Annotated in this window: 21 protein-coding genes and 1 pseudogene; 15 read left to right on the top strand and 7 right to left on the bottom strand. The window is 65.0% G+C overall.

Features of this window, described 5'->3' with window-relative positions:
- Positions 1–26 precede the first annotated feature (26 nt).
- The 5 genes and pseudogenes from L6639_RS27355 to L6639_RS27335 all read left to right on the top strand — a co-directional run bounded on the left by L6639_RS27355 (position 27) and on the right by L6639_RS27335 (position 3,991).
- On the top strand, positions 27–944 hold the full coding sequence (locus L6639_RS27355; RefSeq protein WP_237864733.1) for an NADP-dependent oxidoreductase: 918 nt from the start codon (positions 27–29) through the stop codon (positions 942–944).
- Positions 945–1,084: 140 nt separating this feature from the next.
- Positions 1,085–1,720 carry a nitroreductase family protein gene (locus L6639_RS27350; RefSeq protein WP_237864732.1) on the top strand — a complete coding sequence of 212 codons (636 nt, stop codon included), beginning with the start codon at positions 1,085–1,087 and terminating at the stop codon, positions 1,718–1,720.
- Positions 1,721–1,812: 92 nt separating this feature from the next.
- Positions 1,813–1,941: pseudogene (locus L6639_RS27345) on the top strand (family 1 glycosylhydrolase); the annotation flags it as partial.
- Between the two features lie 181 nt (positions 1,942–2,122).
- Positions 2,123–3,355, top strand: coding sequence for an acetyl-CoA C-acetyltransferase (locus L6639_RS27340; protein ID WP_237864731.1), 1,233 nt, complete (start codon positions 2,123–2,125; stop codon positions 3,353–3,355).
- A gap of 333 nt (positions 3,356–3,688) precedes the next feature.
- Complete coding sequence (locus tag L6639_RS27335; protein WP_008139488.1) at positions 3,689–3,991, top strand: HU family DNA-binding protein; 303 nt, start codon at positions 3,689–3,691, stop codon at positions 3,989–3,991.
- Positions 3,992–4,062: 71 nt separating this feature from the next.
- On the opposite strand, the gene L6639_RS27330 is transcribed toward L6639_RS27335, so the two are convergent.
- The 4 genes from L6639_RS27330 to L6639_RS27315 all read right to left on the bottom strand — a co-directional run bounded on the left by L6639_RS27330 (position 4,063) and on the right by L6639_RS27315 (position 7,754).
- Positions 4,063–4,218: a hypothetical protein gene (locus tag L6639_RS27330; protein ID WP_237864730.1), complete on the bottom strand. Its 156-nt coding sequence runs from the start codon at positions 4,216–4,218 to the stop codon at positions 4,063–4,065.
- A gap of 4 nt (positions 4,219–4,222) precedes the next feature.
- Positions 4,223–6,610, bottom strand: coding sequence for an endopeptidase La (gene lon / locus L6639_RS27325; RefSeq protein ID WP_237864729.1), 2,388 nt, complete (start codon positions 6,608–6,610; stop codon positions 4,223–4,225).
- Between the two features lie 8 nt (positions 6,611–6,618).
- A complete protein-coding gene (locus tag L6639_RS27320; RefSeq protein WP_237864728.1) occupies positions 6,619–7,002 on the bottom strand; it encodes an Hsp20/alpha crystallin family protein in 384 nt (127 codons plus the stop codon).
- 182 nt (positions 7,003–7,184) lie between these two features.
- Complete coding sequence (locus tag L6639_RS27315; protein ID WP_237864727.1) at positions 7,185–7,754, bottom strand: YciE/YciF ferroxidase family protein; 570 nt, start codon at positions 7,752–7,754, stop codon at positions 7,185–7,187.
- Between the two features lie 164 nt (positions 7,755–7,918).
- On the opposite strand from L6639_RS27315, the gene L6639_RS27310 reads away from it, so the two are divergent.
- The 5 genes from L6639_RS27310 to L6639_RS27290 all read left to right on the top strand — a co-directional run bounded on the left by L6639_RS27310 (position 7,919) and on the right by L6639_RS27290 (position 13,129).
- Positions 7,919–8,545: a MarC family protein gene (locus L6639_RS27310; RefSeq protein WP_237864726.1), complete on the top strand. Its 627-nt coding sequence runs from the start codon at positions 7,919–7,921 to the stop codon at positions 8,543–8,545.
- Positions 8,546–8,738: 193 nt separating this feature from the next.
- Positions 8,739–9,386, top strand: coding sequence for an L-fuculose-phosphate aldolase (locus L6639_RS27305; protein ID WP_237864918.1), 648 nt, complete (start codon positions 8,739–8,741; stop codon positions 9,384–9,386).
- A 12-nt stretch (positions 9,387–9,398) separates the two neighbouring features.
- Complete coding sequence (locus L6639_RS27300) at positions 9,399–11,186, top strand: chloride channel protein (RefSeq protein ID WP_237864725.1); 1,788 nt, start codon at positions 9,399–9,401, stop codon at positions 11,184–11,186.
- 125 nt (positions 11,187–11,311) lie between these two features.
- Positions 11,312–12,631 (top strand): alpha/beta hydrolase, encoded by a 1,320-nt coding sequence (locus L6639_RS27295; RefSeq protein ID WP_237864724.1) that lies wholly within the window; start codon positions 11,312–11,314, stop codon positions 12,629–12,631.
- Between the two features lie 117 nt (positions 12,632–12,748).
- Positions 12,749–13,129: a hypothetical protein gene (locus L6639_RS27290; protein ID WP_237864723.1), complete on the top strand. Its 381-nt coding sequence runs from the start codon at positions 12,749–12,751 to the stop codon at positions 13,127–13,129.
- A 464-nt stretch (positions 13,130–13,593) separates the two neighbouring features.
- On the opposite strand, the gene L6639_RS27285 is transcribed toward L6639_RS27290, so the two are convergent.
- Entirely contained in the window at positions 13,594–13,812 is a 219-nt protein-coding gene (locus L6639_RS27285; protein ID WP_237864722.1) for a hypothetical protein, read from the bottom strand.
- Between the two features lie 225 nt (positions 13,813–14,037).
- Between L6639_RS27285 and L6639_RS27280 the strand changes: the two genes are divergently transcribed.
- The 4 genes from L6639_RS27280 (at position 14,038) to uraD (ending at position 16,658) form a co-directional block, all read left to right on the top strand.
- Positions 14,038–14,322, top strand: a complete 285-nt coding sequence (locus L6639_RS27280; protein ID WP_237864721.1) for a hypothetical protein — start codon at positions 14,038–14,040, stop codon at positions 14,320–14,322.
- Positions 14,323–14,413: 91 nt separating this feature from the next.
- A complete protein-coding gene (locus tag L6639_RS27275; RefSeq protein WP_128950562.1) occupies positions 14,414–14,827 on the top strand; it encodes a DUF3830 family protein in 414 nt (137 codons plus the stop codon).
- The gene (gene puuE, locus L6639_RS27270) at positions 14,828–15,763 is read left to right on the top strand and encodes an allantoinase PuuE (protein WP_237864720.1); all 936 of its coding nucleotides are present in this window, start codon (positions 14,828–14,830) and stop codon (positions 15,761–15,763) included.
- Between the two features lie 7 nt (positions 15,764–15,770).
- Positions 15,771–16,658 (top strand): 2-oxo-4-hydroxy-4-carboxy-5-ureidoimidazoline decarboxylase, encoded by an 888-nt coding sequence (gene uraD / locus L6639_RS27265; RefSeq protein ID WP_237864719.1) that lies wholly within the window; start codon positions 15,771–15,773, stop codon positions 16,656–16,658.
- On the opposite strand, the gene L6639_RS27260 is transcribed toward uraD, so the two are convergent.
- Positions 16,655–19,381 carry a molybdopterin-dependent oxidoreductase gene (locus tag L6639_RS27260; RefSeq protein ID WP_237864718.1) on the bottom strand — a complete coding sequence of 909 codons (2,727 nt, stop codon included), beginning with the start codon at positions 19,379–19,381 and terminating at the stop codon, positions 16,655–16,657. The two genes, uraD and L6639_RS27260, sit on opposite strands and share 4 nt — an antisense overlap.
- Positions 19,378–20,205, bottom strand: coding sequence for an FAD binding domain-containing protein (locus tag L6639_RS27255; protein ID WP_237864717.1), 828 nt, complete (start codon positions 20,203–20,205; stop codon positions 19,378–19,380). Before L6639_RS27255 ends, L6639_RS27260 begins: the two co-directional genes overlap by 4 nt.
- Before the next feature lie 152 nt (positions 20,206–20,357).
- Between L6639_RS27255 and L6639_RS27250 the strand changes: the two genes are divergently transcribed.
- On the top strand, positions 20,358–21,707 hold the full coding sequence (locus L6639_RS27250; protein WP_237864716.1) for an 8-oxoguanine deaminase: 1,350 nt from the start codon (positions 20,358–20,360) through the stop codon (positions 21,705–21,707).
- Positions 21,708–21,709: the final 2 nt, after the last annotated feature.

Below are 21,709 nucleotides of genomic sequence, written 5' to 3'. Positions count from 1 at the left end.
GACAAACGACCCAAGAGAAATTGATCATGAAGGCAATCGTCGTAACGGACCAGGCGGCGGGAACCGCCGGAATGAAGCTGGTGAAGCGACCCGAGCCGCAGGCGGCGATAAACGACGTCATCGTTCAGGTTCATGCGTCGGGATTCGTCCCGACTGAGCTGGAGTGGCCCTCGACCTGGACCGATCGCCTCGACCGTGATCGAACGCCGTCGATCCCTGGGCACGAGCTGGCCGGAGTGGTCACCGCTCTCGGCTACGGCACGACGGGACTGTCGGTGGGACAGCGAGTGTTCGGCCTCGCCGACTGGTATCGCGACGGCACCCTGGCGGAGTATGTAGCCATGGAGGCACGCAACCTCGCGCCGCTTCCGGGCGACGTCGACTTCACGGTGGGCGCGAGTCTGCCAATTTCGGGCCTCACCGCGTGGCAGGGACTGTTCCAGCACGGCCGCCTTCAGGCGGGGCAGAGCGTACTCGTGCACGGCGCGGCGGGCGCAGTCGGTTCGATGGTGACGCAGCTCGCACGAGAGTTCGGCGCCTACGTCATCGGCACCGGACGTGCTGCCGACCGTCAGACGGTGCTCGAGTTCGGCGCGAAGGAGTTCGTCGACCTCGATAGCGACGCGCTGGAGGACGTCGGCGAGGTCGATCTGGTGCTCGATGGCATCGGCGGCAACATCGGGAAGCGCTCCGCTGACCTTATTCGAACCGGAGGAACGCTGGTGTCCATCGTCGGGCCGGCCGAGGCGCGGCCCGTCGACGGCCGCGTGGTCGACTTCGTCGTCGAGTCCGATCAGGCCCAACTGAGTGAGATCGTTCAGCGGGTGCGGGACGGACGACTGCGGACGAACATCGGCAGCGTCTCGACCCTTGACACTGCCGTCGCCACCTTGAACCCGACCAAGCGACGCACGGGGAAGACGATCATCCGCGTTCGTCCCTGAGCGACGCATGCCCATTGATGCACGCAGCCGGCCGGCACCGTCCAGCTGGCGGCAGGTGAGCGCCGATGCGAGCAAGGCACGAGTGCCACCAGCGGAAACACTTCTACACTTCAACCTAGCTCTCACTTATAGGAATCTCCATGAGCGACGGAATCACGATGACCAACACCGTCATCGAATGCATCCTGAGCCGTAGCGCCGCCAAGTACTACGACCCTGCTGCCATCTTAAGCGACGACCAAATCCGCGAACTGGTGCGAATCGGCACCACCGCGCCGACATCCTTCCACTTGCAGAATTGGCGCTTCATCGCCGTACGTACGCCTGAAGCAAAGGCTCGGTTGCATCCGATTGCCTGGCATCAGCCCGCGATCACCGAAGCAGCCGTCACCTTCATCGTCTGCGGCCAGTTGGCCGATTCCAGCGTAATACCAAAGCGCCTCGCGCCACTGGTGCAGGCGGGCATCATGCCGGCAAAGATGGTGCCGGATTGGGAAATCCCCGCACGCGATCTGTACATGGAGTACCCGCAGCGCCAACGCGACGAGGCAGTACGTACCGCCACCTTCGGGGCGGCGGCGATAATCTATGCGGCCCGCTCGCTGGGCCTCGGTTCGACGCCCATGATCGGTTTCGATGCCGAAGCAGTGGCCCGAGAGTTCGCGCTGGACGAGGACGAAGTGCCGGTCATGCTGTTGTCCGTAGGGGGGGAGCGTCCCGGAAACTGGCCACAGAAGCCGCGCCGTCCGGTGGCCGATGTGCTGGAATTCGCATAGTTGAGGAGTCCGGTCTTGGCAGGGCGGCCGCCGGATTGTTGGGACACTGGGTCCATGCCTTGCATTTCACGGGTGGTCGATGCCCCGACTGCGAATGGGTCTTCGGGCTCAACAGGCGCTTCGGGCTCTACCACGTCAATTTCGACGCCCAGGTGCGCACGGCGAAGCTCTGCGCCAGCTGTTATCGCAACGTGATCGCGAATAACGCGGCGGTGGCGTGAACTCTTTGCCTCTCCCCGCATGCGGGGAGAGGCCGGATTTTACGCGCAGCGGAAAATCCGGGTGAGGGGGAGTCTCCGCGAGTCCGTCTGATCCCATTTTTGCTGAGACAGCCGCTCATTGACTCCCCTCTCCCCCTGATTCAAAACCGTCCTCAACACGCATAACAAGAGGACAACGCCCATGACCGACGCGCTGATCATCGATGCCTGCCGCACCCCGCGCGGCGTCGGCAAGGCCGGCAAGGGGGCTCTCTCAGGCATTCATCCGCAGCAGCTCGGCGCCACCGTGCTGCGCGCGCTGGCCGATCGCACCGGGATCAACACCGCCGATGTCGACGATATCGTCTGGGGCTGCAGCGCGCAGGTGGCGACGCAGAGCGGCGATCTTGGCCGCATGTCGGCGCTCGATGCCGGCTATGACGTGCGCGCCAGCGCCGTGACGCTGGATCGCTTCTGCGGTTCCGGCATCACCAGCGTCAACATGGCGGCCTCCTCTATCATGGCGGGCGCGGAAGAACTCGTCATCGCCGGCGGCTGCGAGATGATGTCGATGGAGGGACGTCGCGGCGGCGGCCCGATGATGATGGACTCCGGCAATCTGCGGCTTCGTGCAAAACATCCGCAGTCGCATCAGGGCGTCTGCGCGGATGCGATCGCGACGCTGGAAGGCATCACGCGTCGGGACGTCGACGCGCTTGGCCTTGAAAGCCAGAAGCGCGCCGCCCATGCGATTGCCGGCGGGTATTTCAAGAAGAGCCTCGTGCCGGTTTATCGCGAGGACGGCAGCCTCGCGCTCGACCATGAAGAATATCCGCGGCCGCAGACCACGATGGAAGGGCTGGCGGCGCTGAAGCCGGCATTCCCGGCGATCGCCGACTATGCGCTGGACGACAAGGGTACGACCTATCGCGGCCTGATCCTGCAAAAATTCCCTGACCTCGACATCGACTTCATGCACCACGCCGGCAATTCGTCGGGCGTCGTCGACGGCGCCGCAGCGATCCTGCTCGCGTCACCTTCTTACGCCAAGGCGCATGGCCTCAAAGCCCGCGCCCGCGTGGTCGCCATGGCCAATATGGGGGACTCGCCGACCCTGATGCTGAACGCACCGGTGCCGGCGACCCGCAAGGTGCTGGCGAAGGCGGGGCTCACCATCGACGACATCGACCTGTTCGAGATCAACGAGGCCTTTGCGGTGGTGGCCGAAAAATATATCAGGGATCTCAAGCTCGATCGCGCCAAGGTCAACGTCAATGGCGGCTCGATCGCGCTCGGTCATCCCATCGGGGCGACGGGCTCGATCCTGATCGGCACTGTGCTCGACGAGCTCGAACGGCGCGACCTCAAGCGCGGTCTCGTCACGATGTGCGCGGCCGGTGGCATGGCTCCGGCCATCATCATCGAGCGCATCTAGTGCGCCGCGGCCCGTAAAAAGCAGGGAAAAACGTCGCAGGGCGACGATCAAGCCTTATTTTTCAGGGTGAATCGCGCTTCTCCTCGCACAAAGAGGCCGGTCGTCGCTTGTCGAAAGCATCGAATCAGCTTTAGCAAGGCTGCTTGCGGGCCTTTGAAACAAGGCAAAAACCGCTGCGCGAGGCGCCATCCGTTCTGGAAGCCGCTAAAATGCAGGGTTTTTTGTCTCAGGGGGCCAAAAAAGCCCGTAAAACCGCGACAAAACTGTGCAGAAGGCTATAGGCCTTCGCCGGTTGGTCTAATATGCAACCGGCAACGAATCAGAGGAGACACGATGCCAGCCCAAATGTCCAAATCGCAGTTGATCGAAAAGATTGCGACCGCCACCGAGCTTTCCAAGCGCGACGTCAAGAGCGTCATGGAGACGCTGACCGACGTCGGCCACAAGGAGCTCAAGAAGAACGGCCTGTTCCTGGTGCCGGGCTTCGCCAAGTTCGTGGTCATCAAGAAGCCCGCGACCAAGGCGCGCAAGGGCACCAACCCGTTCACGGGCGAAGAGATGATGTTCAAGGCCAAGCCGGCCCGGAAGATCGTCCGCGCCCGCCCCGTCAAGGCCGCCAAGGACGCCGTGGCCTGATAACGCAAAGGCCCCCTCGATGAGAGGGGGCCTTTTGGTTTGAATGGACCGCAGGGGCCGATCGGAGGGGATCAGCCCTTGCGGCGCCTCACCCGGACCGGGATCGGCTGAAGCCGCGGCTCAGGTCCTGCAAGTGCATCGCGCACCCGGTCGATGGCACGGCCGAGCAGCTGGCGCAGCTTTTGCGTTTTTCGCGATCGCTTTGCGTCTTCCAGCAGTTTCTTCATCGCATCACTCCGCCGCTTCGACCTTCGCATCGACTCCCACCGGCTCGAGCGCCGCGGCGATGGCCTCGTCGACGCGCTCCAGCCAGATGAATTCGAGGTTGTCCCGCGCGCTCTTCGGGATGTCGTCATAGTCCCGCTTGTTGCGCGCCGGCAGCATCACCCGCTTCAATCCGGCGGCGGCCGCAGCCACCACCTTCTCCTTGATGCCGCCGACCGGCAGCACCAGGCCGCGCAGCGAGATCTCGCCGGTCATCGCGGTGTCGCTCCGCACCGTGCGATTGGTGAGCAGTGATGTAAGCGCCGTGAACATCGCCACGCCCGCGCTCGGTCCGTCCTTCGGGGTTGCGCCCGCAGGAACGTGAACGTGGATGTCGCTCTTCTCGAACACCTGGGGATCGATGCCGAGCTGGTTCGCTTTGCTCTTCACCAGCGTCAGCGCGGCCTGCACGCTCTCGCGCATGACCTCGCCAAGCTGGCCGGTTAGGATCATGCCGCCGCGGCCGGGCACGCGCGAGGCCTCGATGAACAGGATGTCGCCGCCCACAGGCGTCCAGGCAAGGCCGGTGGCCACGCCCGGAATGCTGGTGCGCTGCGCGATCTCGCCTTCGAAGCGCGGCTGTCCCAGCACGTCGCCGATGTCCTTCGCCGTCACCACCACCTTTGTGGTCGTGCCTTCGGCGACCTGCACCGCGGCATGGCGGAACACCTTGCCGATCTCACGCTCGAGGTTACGCACGCCGGCCTCACGGGTGTAACCCTTGACCACTAGCTTCAGCGCATCCGGCTCGATCTCGGCCTGCTCGGCCGTCAGGCCATTGGCCTCCAGCTGCCGCCGCACCAGATACCGCCGCGCGATCTCCAGCTTCTCATCCTCGGTGTAACCGGCCAGGCTGATCAGCTCCATGCGGTCCAGCAGCGGACCCGGAATCTGGTCCAGCATGTTGGCGGTCGCGATGAAGACGACGCGCGACAGGTCGAAGGGCACGCCCAGGTAATTGTCCCGGAACGTCCCGTTCTGCTCGGGGTCGAGCACCTCCAGCATCGCGGCGGAAGGATCGCCCTGGACGCCACGGCCCATCTTGTCGATCTCGTCCAGCATCATGACGCAGTTGCGGGCGCCCGCCTTCTTGATGCCCTGGATGATGTTGCCGGGCAGCGCGCCGATATAGGTGCGCCGGTGGCCGCGGATCTCGGCCTCGTCATGCACGCCACCCAGGCTGACGCGCACGAAGGGGCGATCCATCGCACGCGCGATGGACTGGCCGAGCGAGGTCTTGCCGACGCCGGGCGGGCCGACGAAGCACAGGATCGGGGCCTTGCCTTGCGGCGCCAGCTTGCGCACCGCCAGATATTCGATGATCCGGCTCTTGATCTTCTCCAGGCCAAAGTGATCCGCATCCAGGATGCGACGTGCCTCCTTGATGTCGATCGGCTTCTCCGCGGGGAGCGCCCATGGCAGCTCGATCAGCCAGTCGAGGTACGTGCGGACCATGCCGGCTTCACCGGCAGCCTCGGGCATGCGCTCGTAGCGGCGCAGCTCCTTCCTGGCGTGCGCATCCGCCTCCGGCGGCATGTTGGCCTTGGCGATCGCAGCCGTCAGCTCGGCGACCTCGGCAGACTTGCCGTCGCCTTCGCCCAGTTGCCGCTGGATGGTCGCCATCTGCTCGCGCAGGATCGCCTCGCGCTGCCGCTCGTCGAACGAGGCGCGGGTCTTCTGGCCGATCTCGTTGGAGATGCGCAGCACCTCCAGCCGCTCGGCCAGGTGCTTCGACACCTTCTCGACGCGCAAGGAGAGGTCGATGGTCTCCAGCACCTCCTGCTTGTCGGACGGCTTGATGTCCATGAACGACGTCGCCAGGTCCGCCAGCGCGCCGGGCGCACTGGTGCTCTGGAACATCGCGACCAGCTCGGGCGGGGCCTGCGGCAGCAGCTCGATCGCCTCGATGGCCTGGCGCTGCAGGTTCAGCGCCCGTGCCTCGATCTCGGCTGAGGTCGTGGTCGGCTCGGGGATCTGCTGGAAGCGCGCAGCCAGGAACGGCGTCCCCGGCAGGAAGTCGAGGATACGCGCGCGCTGCACGCCCTGGCAGACGATGTGATGCGTGCCGTCGGGTGCGGTGATGTAGCGCACGATGTTGGCGATGGTCGCGACCTTGTAGAGATCATCAGGGCCGGGCTCGTCGGTCTCGGGGCTGCGCTGCAGCACGATGCCGACCGGCCGCTGCTCGCGCAGCGCCTGCTGCGCGGCGGCGACGGATTTCGGGCGTGCGATCGCGATCGGCGCGATGGCGCCGGGGAACAGCACCATCTCGCGCACCGGGATGATGATCAGTGCGTCGTCGGGGATATTCACGTCAGGATTGGTCTGTGCGGTATTCATCTGTTCGGTGGCCATGATCGACCTCAGGATTTGGCGAGGCGCAGCGCGACGCAGCCGTCCATCACGAAGCGGCTGATGGCGTAGCGGCCAAGGGGCAATGCAATGCGGCGCTCAAAACGCCCCTGCGGCAGCTCGAGCCGGTGGATGCGGGCGTTGCGAAGCTCCGGCGGCAGCGTGCGCTGGCCGGATATGACCAGCACGCCGTCATGGATGACGGTCTCGACATTGTCCGGATTGACGCCGGGAAGCGCGATCAGGATCAGAAGCTCATGCTCGGTCTCAAGCACGTCGATCGGCGGCTCCCAGCAGGTGTCCTGACGGCCGAACTGCTGCCGCATCCGTTCGGCGCGGGTCAGCTGGTCGAGGGCCTCGGACAGCATCCAGTCAAAGGGATTCTTGGGTTGCATGGCAAAACTCGGGGAAGGCGCTGCGGTTGGAAAACGGGATATGGTGATGGTTCCCGCAAATTCCAGCATCGCGCGTTTGCGGCATGCCTGCCTCTCTTGGCGGAGCAGGCCCTTGCGCTCAGACGCATCGACGCCGCGAAAGATGTTCCGCGGCGCCGGAGGTAACAATTGGGTGGTCTGGATCAGGCGGCTTCGCGGTATTCGGCCTCGGCTTCGAGGTTGATGACCGACGTGGCGAGCTCGGTCAGGGTGTGGTCGGTCGCCTCTTCCTCGTCCAGCGTATCCTGGAGCAGCCTTGCCGCCTCGGGCATGCCGAGCTCTTCGGCCCAGGTGCGAAGTGTGCCGTAACGGGAGATTTCGTAGTGCTCGACGGCCTGCGCCGCCGCGAGCAGCCCGGCATCGAGGGCAGGGGCGTTCTTGAAGTCCTTCATGATCTCGGCGCCCTCGTCGGTGATGCCGTTGATCGCTTCGCACGGCTTGCCGCGCGCGGGCTTGTTCAGCATCCCGAAGATCTGCTCGAGCCGTCTGACCTGGCCCTGCGTCTCCCGCAGGTGCTTGTTGAAGGCGGCCGCAAGGTCCTTCGAATGCGCGGCCTTGGCCATCTTCGGCAGCGTCTTGATGATCTTGTTCTCCGCGTAATAGATGTCCTTCAGCGTTTCCAGGAAAAGGTCGCTCAGCATCTTAGGCGCCCGACGCGGGCGGCGCGACGCGGTCTTTTTCGCGGGTGCACGTTTCTTTGCTTTCTTCGCCATTGGTCCTCCTCATGAGGCGACACGGGAAGGCAAGTCCTTCTTAAAAAGGCAAGTCCTTCCTCAATCCTCACGCGATCAAGAGCCGGGACGGGCAAATGTTCCTCGCGAAGGTCTGCGCGAGCCGCTATGGCTGGCTGTCCATCCTCGCCTGAGGCGCCTGACCCATGCTCGACTTCGCCCTGTCCGCCTTCGTCACGCTGCTGCTGGTGGTCGATCCCGTCGGCCTCGCGCCGGCGTTTCTGGCCGCGACCGGCGGCATGCCCGAGACGAGCAAGCGGACGGTGGCGCTGCGGGCGCCGTTCATCGCGGCCTCGATCCTGGTCGTGATCGCGCTGGTCGGAAACTGGCTGCTGCGCCAGCTCGGGATCGGCATCCCCGCCTTCCAGATCGCGGGCGGGCTGCTGCTGTTCGGCGTGTCCTACCAGATGATCTTCGGCGACCGGCCGCATCGCGAGGCGCGGGAGGCGGACAAGGCGACGGCCGAGCACGCCTCCGATGTCGCGGTGTTTCCGCTCGCAATCCCCATGATGGCCGGTCCCGGAGCGATCGCGACCACGCTGTTGCTGGCGGGCGGTGCCGGCTATGGAGCAAGGCTCGCCATCATCATCGCGATCGTGCTGGCGGTCTGCCTGCTCTGCATGCTCTGCTTCGTCTCGGCGCACCTGATTGCGCGCACGCTCGGGCGCACCGGAAATGCCGTGCTCTCGCGGGTGCTCGGCATGCTGCTGGCGGCCTATTCGGTGCAATTCGTGATCAACGGCATTGCGGCTGTCCGGGCGAGCCTGTCTTGAGGTCTCTGGGCCTGCGACAAACTGTTAATCTGTTGATTTTACGATAAATTCATGTCCCGGGCGGGCGCGCCAGAAATCCAGTGCCTGAACAGGTCCGCTTTCGCTTGCACTGCCATATTGCTTTGACGTACTTCGGGTCTAACAAGAGCCCATCGAAGAAATCGACAAGAAGGTCGAGATGAAATCGAAGTCGATGACAGCGGACGAACTCGCAAAGAGACAGGCCATCATCGACGCCTGCCGCCGCATGAATGCGCTCGGCATCAACCAGGGCACATCAGGCAATATCAGCGTGCGGCATGGGGACGGGCTCCTGATCACGCCCACCAGCCTGCCCTATGACACCATGACGCCGGACCAGATCGTCTTCATGGCGATGGACGGCTCGCATGCCCCAAGCCAGAAACCGTCCAGCGAGTGGCGCTTCCATCTGGACATCCTGAAGGCGCGCGCCGACGTCAACGCCGTCGTGCACGCCCATCCGACCTATTGCACCATCCTGGCGATCATGGGCATGGAGATCCCGCCGGTGCACTACATGATCGCGGCGGCCGGCGGCGACAGCATCCGCTGCGCGCCCTATGCCACCTTCGGGACAGTGGAGCTGTCCGCGCATGCGGTGCGCGCGCTGGAGGGCCGGCTCGCCTGTCTGCTGGACCATCACGGCATGATCGCGCTCGGCCAGACGCTCGACAAGGCGATGTGGCTCGCCGTCGAGGTCGAGACGCTGGCGCGGCAGTATCACGGCTGTCTCCAGATCGGCAAACCGCCGCTGCTCTCGAGCGCCGAGATCGAGCGGGTCCGTCAGCGCATGGCCGGCTACGGCCTATCGGAAGGGTAGGGCTCGCAAGCGGTGTTCGCGCGGATCAGATATTTCGTCGACGGCAAGGGCACCAACCGCACGATGGTTCGGCTGCGCGCACTGTTGCGCAGCAACGAGTTCTACCTGATCCCGCTCGCGCTCGTGATCGGCACGCTGGCCGGTGCGATCGTGACCCTGATGGCCGTGATCGCGCAGATCGCCCACGTCGTGATCTTTGGCATTCCGATCGACGTGCGCCTCTCTGCCAACGCCTATATCAGCCCCTGGGCGGCAATGATCGCGCCGGCGCTCGGCGGCCTCGTGCTCGGCATCATGGAATGGTGGCGGCGACGGCTGAAGATCTCGAGCGCAGTCGACCCGATCGAGGCCAATGCGCTGCGCGGCGGCATTCTGTCGATGCGCGACAGCGTGGTGGTGTCGAGCCAGACGCTGATCTCGAACGGTTGCGGCGCCTCCGTCGGCCTCGAGGCCGGCTACACCCAGATCGGCTCGGGGATCGCCTCGCTGTTCGGCAAGTTCTTCAACCTCCGCCGTAACGATCTCCGCCTGATGGTCGGCTGCGGCGCCGCGGCGGCGATCGCGGCCGCTTTCGGCGCGCCGATAACCGGCGCGTTCTACGCCTGCGAGCTGATTGTCGGTGTCTATTCCGTCGGCAGCGCGGCGCCGATTTTGGCGGCCTCGCTCGCCGGCGCGCTCACCGCGCAATGGCTCGGCGGCGCGCCGTACTCCATCGAAATACCGAAGGTCAGCGCCGTCGGCGTCGAGCAATATCTGGCGCTGATCGGGCTCGCGCTTGTCACCAGCGGCGTTGGCATTGCCGTGATGCGCTCGTCCTCGATGTTCGAGCGGCTGTTCAAATGGCTGCCGGTCTGGCTGCGCCCCGTGATCGGCGGCCTCGTCGTCGGCAGCTTCGCCCTCGTCACGCCGCAGGTGCTGGCGGCCGGCCACGGCGCCATGGTGCTCGACCTCTTCCACGACATGACGATCGGACTGGTCGCGATCATCATCGCGCTGAAGGTGACGGCCTGCCTGATCTCGCTGGCCTCGGGCTTCCGCGGCGGTCTGTTCTTCGCCTCGCTGTTCGTCGGCAGCCTGATCGGTAAGTTCTTCGCCGCGGTGCTGCTCTTGATCAGCCCGAACTTCGCGATCGATCCGCTGGTGGCGATGCTGACCGGCATGGCGACGCTGGGCGTGGCCATCGTCGGCGGCCCGCTGACCATGTCGTTCCTCGTGCTCGAGATGACCCGCAATGTCGACGTCACCGCCGTGGTGCTGGCCGGCTGCATCGTCACCTCGATCTGCGTCCGCTTCATGTTCGGCCATTCCTTCTCGACCTGGCGCCTGCATCTGCGCGGCGAGACCATCCGTAGCGCCAATGACGTCGGTTGGCTGCGCAACCTCACCGTCGAGCGGCTGATGCGCTCCGACGTCGGCAAGGTGCCGTCGAGCACGACGATCGCCGCGACCCGCAGCGAATTTCCGCTGGGGTCGCGCCCGGGCGTCGTCATCGTCAACAATTCCGACGAATATGTCGGCCTGGTCCTGCTGCCCGACTTGTTCTCCAGCGACCTCGACACCATCGCCGATGATATCCAGATCATCGAGCTCGCGCGGCTGACCGAGATCGTGCTGATCCCGGAAATGAACGTGAAGTCTGCCATGGCGGTGTTCGACGAGGCCGAGGCCGAAATGCTGGCGGTGGTCGATTCCACCGACAGCCGCAAGGTGGTCGGCTTCCTGACCGAGACCACCGCCCGTCGCCGCTATGTCGAGGAGATCGACAAGGCCACGCGCGGCGTGCTGGGGGCGCTGTCCTGAGGTCTTCACCCCGGGCAAGTTGACGCTGGCACGCTGGGCGGACTTGCCAGATCGTTCACAACCTCTAGGCTAGGGATCGACGGCGGGGCTGGCGCCTGGCCGCATCCAGCGACGAGGGACGTGCGATGTCGGACACGCTTCGCCTGTTGCTTGCCTTGCTCGAACTCGGGCCCCGGCTGAAGGATCTGCTGGGCGACAAATGGCCCCCTTACGCCGACGAATTGCAGGAATTGGCCGGCCGCGCCGGCAAGGGCGAGGATCCGGCCAGGCTTCGTCAGTCGCTTGACCTGCTGCTCGTGCGGCTGCTCGCCGAGGCGCCGGCCACGGAACTCGTCGAGCATTTGATGGAAGACATGGCGGCGCCCATGGCTGCCACGGAGACTGTGACCCGCCGCGGCCGGGTAACGCCGCTGGTCGTCCCGGACATTGTCGGGCCGAGCACGGATGAGGCGACCGGCGTCGTCACCATCCCCGTGTTCTACGGCACCGACCGCGCCCGCGGCGACGACACGCCGGCGCACTATTTTGGCGGTGCGCGCGGGACGCCGTCATTCGGAATCGCGGAGGTCAGCGTGCCCACGCGTGGCCGCGACCTCGGCGAACTCACCAGCCCGAGCTGGTGGCACCTCGAATTCTCGGCCAATCCGGAAAAGCATGTCATCCTCAAGTCAGTGGGAGCGCTTGGCAGGGACACGTTCGTTACGAGTCTGAAGGACTCGCTTGCGGCCGCGGATTTGCACGACGTCCTGATCTTCGTGCACGGCTACAACGTCACTTTCGAGGACGCGGCGCGGCGCGCCGGGCAGCTTGCGGTGGATCTGAAATTCGCCGGCAGGACGCTGCTGTATAGCTGGGCGTCGGCGGCGGACACTAAGAAGTACACGGTGGACGAGAGCACGATCGACTGGTCGCGCGATCATTTCGAGACATTTCTCCAGCTTGCGCTCGGCGAGATCGGTGCCGGCAAGGTCCACGTCATCGCTCACAGCATGGGCAACCGCGCGGTGATCAACACGCTCGAGCGCGTGACGTCGTGGCAGCTGCCGGCCGGCGCCGCAAAGCTCGGTCAGATCATCTTTGCCGCGCCCGACATCGACCGCGACCGTTTCGTCCAGCTCGCGGCCAGGTTCAAAGGCTGCGCTGCGCGCGTCACGCTCTATGCGTCGTCGCGCGACGTGGCGCTGCTGGCCTCCAAATTCGTGCACGGCTATCCCCGGGCGGGCGAGGCCGGTGACGCGCTGACCGTTGTCGACGGCGTCGATACGATCGATGCATCGCTGGTCGACACCAGCCTGGTCGGCCTGCGCCATTCTTATTTCGGCGAGAAGCGCTCGATCCTGAACGACATGTTCAATCTGATCGTGCAACAACTCGCGCCCGACCAGCGTTTTGATCTCCAGGTCGCGGGCGATGCGTTGCGGAAGTATTGGAGTTACAGGGCCTAGAGGTAGCGCGACCAGTCAAAGCGTGGCAGATTGCCGCGATCACGAAACCATTTCGGTGCTTTGCGCATTATGTGGTGTTTCCATATCTTTTCTTTGGCGAGAGCGGAGGACGTGAGGATGAGTGACAGGTCCGTGAAATCGAGAGTTGGCCGCAGCACCGCACTGGCCGCATTCGCCAGTCTCGCTTTGGTCGTTGCTTCCGTCTCGCCGTCAGCTGCCGCGTCGCCGGCAGCGGCCAAGGCCGCGACTGCCGCTGTGGCCGGGCAGGGCTCGTCCAACGCGACCGATTTCAGCGCCGCGCGCCGTCATCGCTATTACCGGCGTGGGCCGAGCGCTGCGGGCCTTGCCTTCATGGGCGCCGCGGTTGGTATGATCGGAGGCGCGATCGCCGAGAGCCGGCGCCAGGAATATTACGACAACTATTACTATGGCGGCCCGCGCTATTATGGTCCCGGCTACGGCTATTACGGTGGACCGCGCTACTACGATCCGTATTGACGATGGCGGGTGACGGGCCGGTGCTGTGTCGCCCATCCCGGTTCACCTTGAGGGGCGATCGTACGTCGTCACGCTTCGCGAGCCGACCGCGGGTGCCGCCGGCACCCGGTCTTCCCTGCGCCCTCTTGGGAAAGAGGGTGACGAGTTCAAGCAAAGCTCGGGCGAAACGTGCCGCGAGGCTGAGACGGTGTATCTGCGTCTACACACTCAGTGTCGTCGTCCGGCTTGACCGGGCGATCCAGTATTCCAGAGGCGGATGTGATTGAGCCGAGAAGCCGCGGCGTACTGGAATCCCCGCCTTCGCGGGGAATGACAGGGTCATTTGGAGAACCATACTGTCGCCACATACTCCGTCATTGCGAGCGCAGCGAAGCAATCCGGAATCCCTCAGCGGAAAGACTCTGGATTGCTTCACTGCACTCGCAATGACGATGAGGAAAGAGCCGCGCCCTACGCCTTCCGTATCACCGTCCCGCCGGCGCCGACATTGCGCCATTGGCGTAGCGCGACCAGTCAGGTTCCGTCGGCTGCGATGGCCACATGGCCGCGTTGGAGTCGCGCGCCGACTGGGTGATGGGAGCAGGTCGTGCCTTGCGAAGGTGGTGATGGTCGTTCGCGGCCGCGGTCTGGATGGTGATGGCAGCGATCAGCGTCGCGCCGAGAATGGCAAGAGTCTTCTGCATGGTTGTATCTCCCGTGACGACGTCCCGGTCGTGAGAAATGTCATCGTCGTCACGGCTGACATGGCGATGCCGCCAGCCTGATATCACTGTCGTCGGGTTCACGATGGGGCGAGCAAATTTTTTGGTCCCGGCTAAATATTCGGCAGCCTCCTGGCGGGGGCCGGATGGACTTGACCAGCGCCATCAGGTTGAATGGGGGCAACAAAGGTTTCAGGCGCGACAATGATGTCGAAATATCTGCTGGTCCTGCTTTTGATCGCCTCGCCGGCTGTGGCGCAGGTCAAAACCGCTCCCAAAATCTCGGCGGCACATCCTGACCCCTGCGCTCCGATCGGACGCACCGCGGACGGCAGGCTGGTCTATTCCATGAAATGCGAGAACCTGCCGGCACCGCCTCCGCCACCGCCCCAGGCGGAACTGAAGGAGGCGCCGGCGGCAGCCGCCGCTGCGGAGCCCGAGCCGGAGGTGCGGCGGAGCGGCATATTTGGCTGGTCCTACGACCGCAGGTAATGGGTCCTAGCGCCCTTGCGCGAAGCCCGCTGGAATGCTCTTTGCGTGCAAGTTCCCCGTGGGGCCTCACCCCCCGATCCAGAGAGATGAGATGAGCAAACTCGTTATCCGCGCCGGCGATTTCACCTTCGATGCCCGCTTCGAAGAGGAGGCCGCACCCAAGACTGTCGCGGCGTTCCGCAAGGCGCTGCCGTTCGAGAGCCACATCATCCATGTACGCTGGAGCGGCGAAGGCGTCTGGATGCCGCTCGGCGATCTCGACTTTGGCGTCGGCTATGAGAACCACACCAGCTATCCCGCGCCGGGCCAGATCATCCTCTATCCCGGCGGCATCAGCGAGACCGAGATCCTGCTTGCCTATGGCGGCGTGCACTTCGCCAGCAAGATGGGCCAGCTCGCCGGCAATCACTTCATCACCGTGACTTCGGGCCTGGAGAACCTGGCGACGCTGGGCAAGAGCGTGCTGTGGAAGGGCGCACTGCCGATCCGCTTCGAGGAAGTCTAAGTGACTGATATCAGCTACCCGCGCGATCTCCGCGGTTACGGTCGCAACCCGCCGCATCCAGAGTGGCCCGGCCATGCGCGGGTCGCGGTGCAGTTCGTCGTCAATTTCGAGGAGGGCGGCGAGAACAACATTCTGCACGGCGACCGTGCGTCGGAAGCGTTCCTGTCCGACGTGCTGGGCGCGCAGCCCTGGCCCGGCCAGCGTCACGCCAATATCGAATCCATGTTCGAATATGGCTCGCGCGCCGGCTTCTGGCGCTTGTGGCGCATGTTCAATGAGCGCAACTGGCCGACCACCGTGTTCGGTGTTGCCACCGCGCTGAAGCGCAATCCGGAAATCGTCGCGGCGATGAAGGAGTCCGGTTGGGACATTGCGAGCCACAGCCTGAAATGGATCGAGCACAAGGACATGACGGAAGCGCAGGAGCGCGCCGAGATCGCCGAGTCCATTCGCGTCCACACCGAGGCCACCGGCGCGCGTCCGCTCGGCTGGTACACCGGGCGCTCCTCGATCAACACCAACCGTCTGCTGATGGAGGAGGGCGGCTTCCTTTATCTCTGCGATTCCTACGCCGACGATCTGCCCTATTGGGTCAAGGGCGCGAACGGCAAGCAGCTCGTCATTCCCTATACGTTAGATGCCAACGACATGCGCTTCATCAATCCGCAAGGGTTTGCCGAAGGCGAGCAGTTCTACACCTATCTGAAGGACGCCTTCGACGTGCTCTATGCCGAAGGTGAGACCGCGCCGAAGATGATGTCGGTGGGGCTGCACTGCCGCCTCGCCGGCCGGCCCGGCCGCGCCGCGGGCCTGATCCGCTTCCTCGATTACATCGGCAAGCACGATCGCGTCTGGGTGCCGACGCGACTTCAGATCGCGCAGCATTGGCACGACAAGCATGCGGGTCTTGCCGACAACGCTTTCGAGATCGGGTAGGGACTCGATGTCGCAGATCGCCTTGTCTGATCTCAATACCGCGAGCTTCGACGATTTCGTTGCGGTACTTGAAAACGTGGTCGAATACTCGCCGTGGATTGCCCAAGAAGCCGCGGCGCGGCGTCCGTTTGCCGGCATCAATCAGTTGCACGCCGCGCTGATGACGGCGATCCAAAGCGCCGCACCCGACGCGCAGCTGGCGCTGATCCGCGCGCATCCCGATCTCGCCAACAAGGCCCAGCGTGCGGCAGGCCTCACGGCGGAATCGACCAATGAACAAAACAGCGCCGGCCTCGACCGGCTGTCGGAGGCCGAATACGCCGCGTTCGAGCGCGTCAACAACGCCTACCGCGAAAAATTCGGCTTCCCCTATATCGTCTGCGTGCGGCGCCACACCAAGGATTCGGTGCTGCACGACTTCGAGACGCGTCTGCGCAACATTGCCAAGACTGAGACGCGTCGCGCGATCGAGGAGATCGGCCGTATCGCGGCCCTGCGGCTCGATCAGCTCGTCGTCGCCGATGACAGACTGAAAGTGCACGGCCGGCTCTCGACCCATGTGCTGGATAATCACATGGGCAAGCCGGCCCCCGGAATCGCGGTGGAACTCGTCGAGTTAGCCGCGCTCGGCGAGAATCGCGTCATCGCGCGCGGTGTTACCAACGCCGACGGCCGCACCGACCAGCCGCTGATCGGCGGCCGCCCGCTGCCGATCGGCCGCTACGAGCTCCGCTTCAACGTCGGAAGGTATTACGCCGAACGCAATGTGCAGCTTCCCGATCCGCCGTTCCTCGACGAGATCCCGCTGCGCTTCGCGATCAGCGAGCCGGAAGGCCACTACCACGTGCCGCTGCTGGTCACGCCCTGGAGCTATTCGACCTATCGCGGCAGTTAATCGCCAAACTTGTCGTGTAGCGCCGGGAACAGCCGGTCCGGCTTGAACGGCGGCGCCGTGAAGCGGATGCCGGTGGCATCAGCGATGGCGTTGCCGAGGGCCGCAGCGACCGGATTGTAGGGGCTCTCGCTCATCGACTTCGCGCCCAGGGGTCCGATCGTGTCGGACGTCTCGGCGAACAACACTTCCGTGCGCGGCACGTCCGCGAAGGACGGCAGATGGTAATCGCGGAATTTGGGATTGGTGACGCGGCCCTCGGCGTCGATCACCATCTCCTCGTAGAGCGCAGCACCGAGCGCCTGGGCGACACCGCCTTCGACCTGCCCCCGGCATTGCATGGGATTGGCGACGACGCCGGCATCGGCCGCCTGCACGCTCCGGAGAATCCTGACCTCGCCGGTGCCTTTGTTCACGGCGACGCGAAAGCCCTGCACGTTGAAGCCGACCGAGCGCGGCGTTCCCTCGGAATTGCCGTGCGCGACGAGCGGACGACCCGCCTCGCGCGCCAGCCTGGCAAGCTCGGTAAAGGACATGCGTCGCACGCCGCTGACGACGAACTCGCCCTCGAGCGTGCACGTCGCGACATCGCAAAGCCACGCGCCGGCTGCGGCTGCCTTCAGCTCGGCTGCAAGCTGCATCGCGGCGGCCTGCGTTGCCTTGCCGGCCACGAAGGTGCCGGTGCTGCCATAGGCGCCGGTGTCGTGCCCGCCATGGGCGGTGTCGGACTGGCGCAGGCGAATTCTATCGACGGTGGTCGCGAGCACAGTGGCGGCGATCTGCCGGTGCACGGTGCTGGTGCCATTGCCGAACTCGGCGGTACCGACGGTGAGATCGAAGCCGCCATCGTCGTTGAGCGCGATCATGGCGTCGGCGATGTGGCCGGCGGGCGGCGCAGTGTCGATCATGGTCAGCGCGATGCCGTCGCCGGTCAGCCAGTCCGGCGACAGCTCGCTTTGCGGCTGATCCGCCCGCATCGCGCGCTCGACGAGATCGATGCACTGGTCGAGCCCGTAGGAGCCGTAGAGCACGTCGTGATATTCGGATTCAGGCGGCGACAGCATGGGATCGCCGGGCCTGACGATATTGCGGCGACGGATCTCGTAGGGGCTGATGTCGAGCTGCTTCGCCAGTTCGTCGATTGCGGCTTCCACCGCGATCACGGACTGCGGCAAGCCATAGCCGCGAAACGCGCCTGCTGGCACCGTATTGGTGTAAACGACGAAGCCGTCGACGCGCTTGTTCGGGCAGTTATAGACGGCGATCGACTCGTTCACCGCGTGGAACATCACGGAGGGGCCGTGATTGCCATAGGCACCGGTGTTGGAGAGCACGTCGAGCTGCAGCGCGGTGAGCTTGCCCTGGGCATCGGCGCCGGCCTTGACGTGGACGCGCATCGGATGCCGCGTCGAGGTCGCGATGAACTGCTCCTCGCGGGTCAGCTCGAGCTTGACGGGGCGTCCGGTCTTCAGCGCGGCCAGCGCCAGAATATCCTCGACGAACATCTCCTGCTTGCCGCCGAAGCCGCCGCCGACCCGCTCGCAGAACACGCGGACCTTGTCCATGGGAAGCTGGAAGATGTCCGAGAGCGCGCGCCGCGTCAGGAACGGGACCTGCGTCGAGGTGCGGACGTTGAGCACGCCTGTCGCGTCGAGCCAGGCGAGGCCGCCATGGGTCTCCAGCGCCGCATGCTGCACACGATGGCTGTGGAAGGTGGCTTCATAAGTGACGGCGGATGTGGCGAGCGCGGCGGCGACATCGCCGAATTCGCCATGAATCTCCGCGACCAGATTGCGCTGCGCGTCGGCAACGCGGTTGGCGCTGGTCCTGTCGGGATGAACGAGCGGCGCGCCCGGCATCATCGCCTGCTCCGGATCGATCAGCGCGGGCAGAATCTCGTACGTGACCTTCAGCCGGCGGCAGGCCTCCTCGGCCGCGCCTTCACTCTCGGCCACCACCGCCGCGACCCTCTGGCCGATGAAGCGAACGACGTCGTCGAGGATGCGGGTATCCTCGGGATCCATCCAATCCTTCTCATGCCGCGCGGTCGATGTCAGCACCGACGGCGCATCCTCATGCGTCAGGATTGCGTGCACGCCCGGAGCGGCCATCGCCGACGATCTGTCGATCGAAACGATCCGCGCGTGCGCATGCGGCGAGCGCAGCAGCTTGATGTGCAGCAGGCCATCGACGTGCGTGTCGAACGTGTAGCGCGCCTTGCCGCGCACGACGTCCGGCCCCGCCGGCGCCGGCAGGCTGCGACCGAACGCGCCGCCGGCCTCGACGCGCGCCTCGACATTGCTCTTGCCGTGGATTGCGTCCTCGATCGCGCGGTAGCCGGTGCAGCGGCAGATGTTGCCCTTCAGCGCTGCGCCGAGATCGGTGCGCTGCGCCTGGTTCAGCGAAGCGCAGGTCAAGATCATGCCGGCGGTGCAGAAGCCGCACTGGAATCCCTGCGCGTCGAGGAAGGCCTGCTGCATCGGATGCGCGCCGTCCTCGCCGCCGAGCCCTTCGATCGTGGTGACGGTGCGTCCCTTCGCGCGAAACGCGGGGATCAGGCAGCTGTGCACGGGTTCGCCGTCGAGCAGCACGGTGCAGGCGCCGCAATCGCCGGCGTCGCAGCCCTTTTTCACCCCGAATTGGCCAAGCTCCCGCAGGAATGTGCGCAGGCACTGGCCGGTGCGCGGCGTTTGCGTAAATGTCGTGCCGTTGACTTCGAAACTCATGGCGACATTGCACCCAGCAGTTCGGCGCGGATCTCCTCGGCGACCCGCAGCGTCATGTGCTTGCGCCAGAGCGGTTTGCCATGAATGTCGGTGTGATAGAGATCGTCGGGGATCTCCTCGGAGATCGCGGTGCGAAGCGTGCCCGCATCGATCGGTCCGGGAAACGACATCTGGATCGGGCGTACGGTCGATGCGGTCACGGTCAGCTTCAGCGCGCCAATTCCGTCGAGGCTTCCGATCAGAAGCGCCGCGGAGCGGCCGACCGGTGCGAGCGAGATCTGGCGAAACGCGGAGCGACGCTTCAGCGCCGCAATCGGGATATCGATCTGCCGCAGCAGGTCGCCCGGCGACAGGCGGTTGCGCTGGTTGCCGGTGACGAAGTCGGTGACGGGAATCCTTTGCTCGCCGCCGCCGGCCTTCCAGATGGTGCAGACCCCGTCGAGTGCGGCGGTCAGCGAGATCATCGGTCCCGCCGGCAGCGACATGCAGAGATTGCCGCCCACCGTCGCCGTCTTCCAGATCTTGAAGGAGGCGAGGAAGGCGCGGCAGCATTGGCCGATCAGCGGTGCAGCGAGCCAGTCGGGCGGAGAGGTGAACGCATCGAGTTGCGAGATGGTGCAGGTGGCGGCGATGCTGAGGTGACCAGGCGTGATCGTCAGCGCAGGCCATTTCAGATCGGTGAGATCGATCAGCCGCGTGAGGTGAACTTGCGGTTCGGAGAACAGCCACGTGCCGCCCGCGAGCCAAGCATCACCTGGCGTCCAAACGGGCAGATCGGAGCGCGTTTGCGGATGAGACACCGCTGTGATGGTATTCAAGTCCATGGCCGCAACAACGCCTGCGCCGCAGTGATTTGTCGAGGGAAAGTCTTGCAAGACCAGCGCCAAGTAGCAACAACAAGTCGCAGCGATAACGCTGTCGGGATGGCCTCTGCCTTGTAGGCGCTTTGTTAACGAGGGTCGGGAGAAACAGAGTCATGAGCGACGCAAAGCCGGTCTGGATCAGGGATCCCCTCGCCATTCTCGCTGACGGCGCCGGGCGCGGGATCGTCGTGAAGGATGGCCGCATCGTCGAGCTCGTTCCGGCCGGCGGGACGCCCGTGACCGCAGACGTCGCCGTGTTCGATGCGAGTGGGCATGTCGTGCTGCCTGGCCTCATCAACACCCATCATCATTTTTATCAGACGTTGACGCGGGCGCTGCCAGCGGCGATGGACCGCGAGCTGTTTCCCTGGCTCCAGGCGCTCTATCCGGTGTGGGCGAAGCTGACGCCCGAGGCGCTCGAGCTCGGCGTCACCGTGGCGATGTCGGAACTGCTACTCTCGGGCTGCACGACGACGACCGACCATCACTACGTCTTCCCCAGGGGGCTCGAAGAATCCGTCGATATCGAGGTCGGCGTCGCAAGGCGGCTCGGCGTCCGCGTGCTGCTGACGCGCGGCTCGATGAACCTGTCGCAGCGCGATGGCGGCCTGCCGCCCGACAGCGTCGTCCAGGACGAGGACACCATCCTCGCCGATAGCGCGCGCGTCGTCGCCAAGCATCACCAGCGCGGTGCGGATGCGATGGTGCAGATTGCGCTGGCGCCATGCTCGCCGTTCTCGGTGACGACGTCCTTGATGCGCGCCACCGCCGATCTCGCCGACAAGCTCGACGTGCGTCTGCACACCCATCTCGCCGAGACCGAGGACGAGAACAAATTCTGCCAGCAGATGTATGGCTGCCGTCCGCTCGACTATCTCGAGCAATGCGGCTGGCTCAACGGGCGGACCTGGCTCGCGCACGGCATCTTTTTCAACGCCGACGAGATGAAACGGCTCGGCAAGGCCAAGACCACAATCAGCCACTGTGCGTGCAGCAACCAGCTGCTGGCGTCGGGCTGCTGTCCGGTTTGCGAGATGGAAGAGGCGGGCGTCGGCATCGGTCTCGGCGTCGACGGCTCGGCATCGAATGACGGGTCCAATCTGATGCAGGAGGTGCGCGCGGCCTTCCTGTTGCAGCGGGCGCGCTACGGCGTGACCAAGGTCAGCCATAAGGATGCGCTACGCTGGGCGACAAAGGGTTCGGCGGCCTGCGTCGGCCGTCCGGAACTCGGCGAGATCGCGGTCGGCAAGGCGGCCGACCTCGCGCTGTTCAGGCTCGATGAGCTGCGCTTCTCCGGCCATGGCGATCCCATGGCCGCGCTGGTGCTGTGCGGCGCGCATCGGGCTGACAGGGTGATGGTGGCGGGGAACTGGGCCGTGATCGACGGTGCCATCCCGGGACTGGACGTTCCGGACCTCATCCGCCGGCACAGCGCCGCAGCGCGGGCGATGCAGGCGGGATAGAG

The organism is Bradyrhizobium zhengyangense, assembly GCF_022012555.1.
In the GTDB taxonomy this organism is placed as follows: Bacteria; Pseudomonadota; Alphaproteobacteria; order Rhizobiales; family Xanthobacteraceae; genus Bradyrhizobium; species Bradyrhizobium zhengyangense.
The sequence above is the reverse complement of the archived record's forward strand: the minus strand, read 5'-3'. Positions and strand labels throughout refer to the sequence as shown.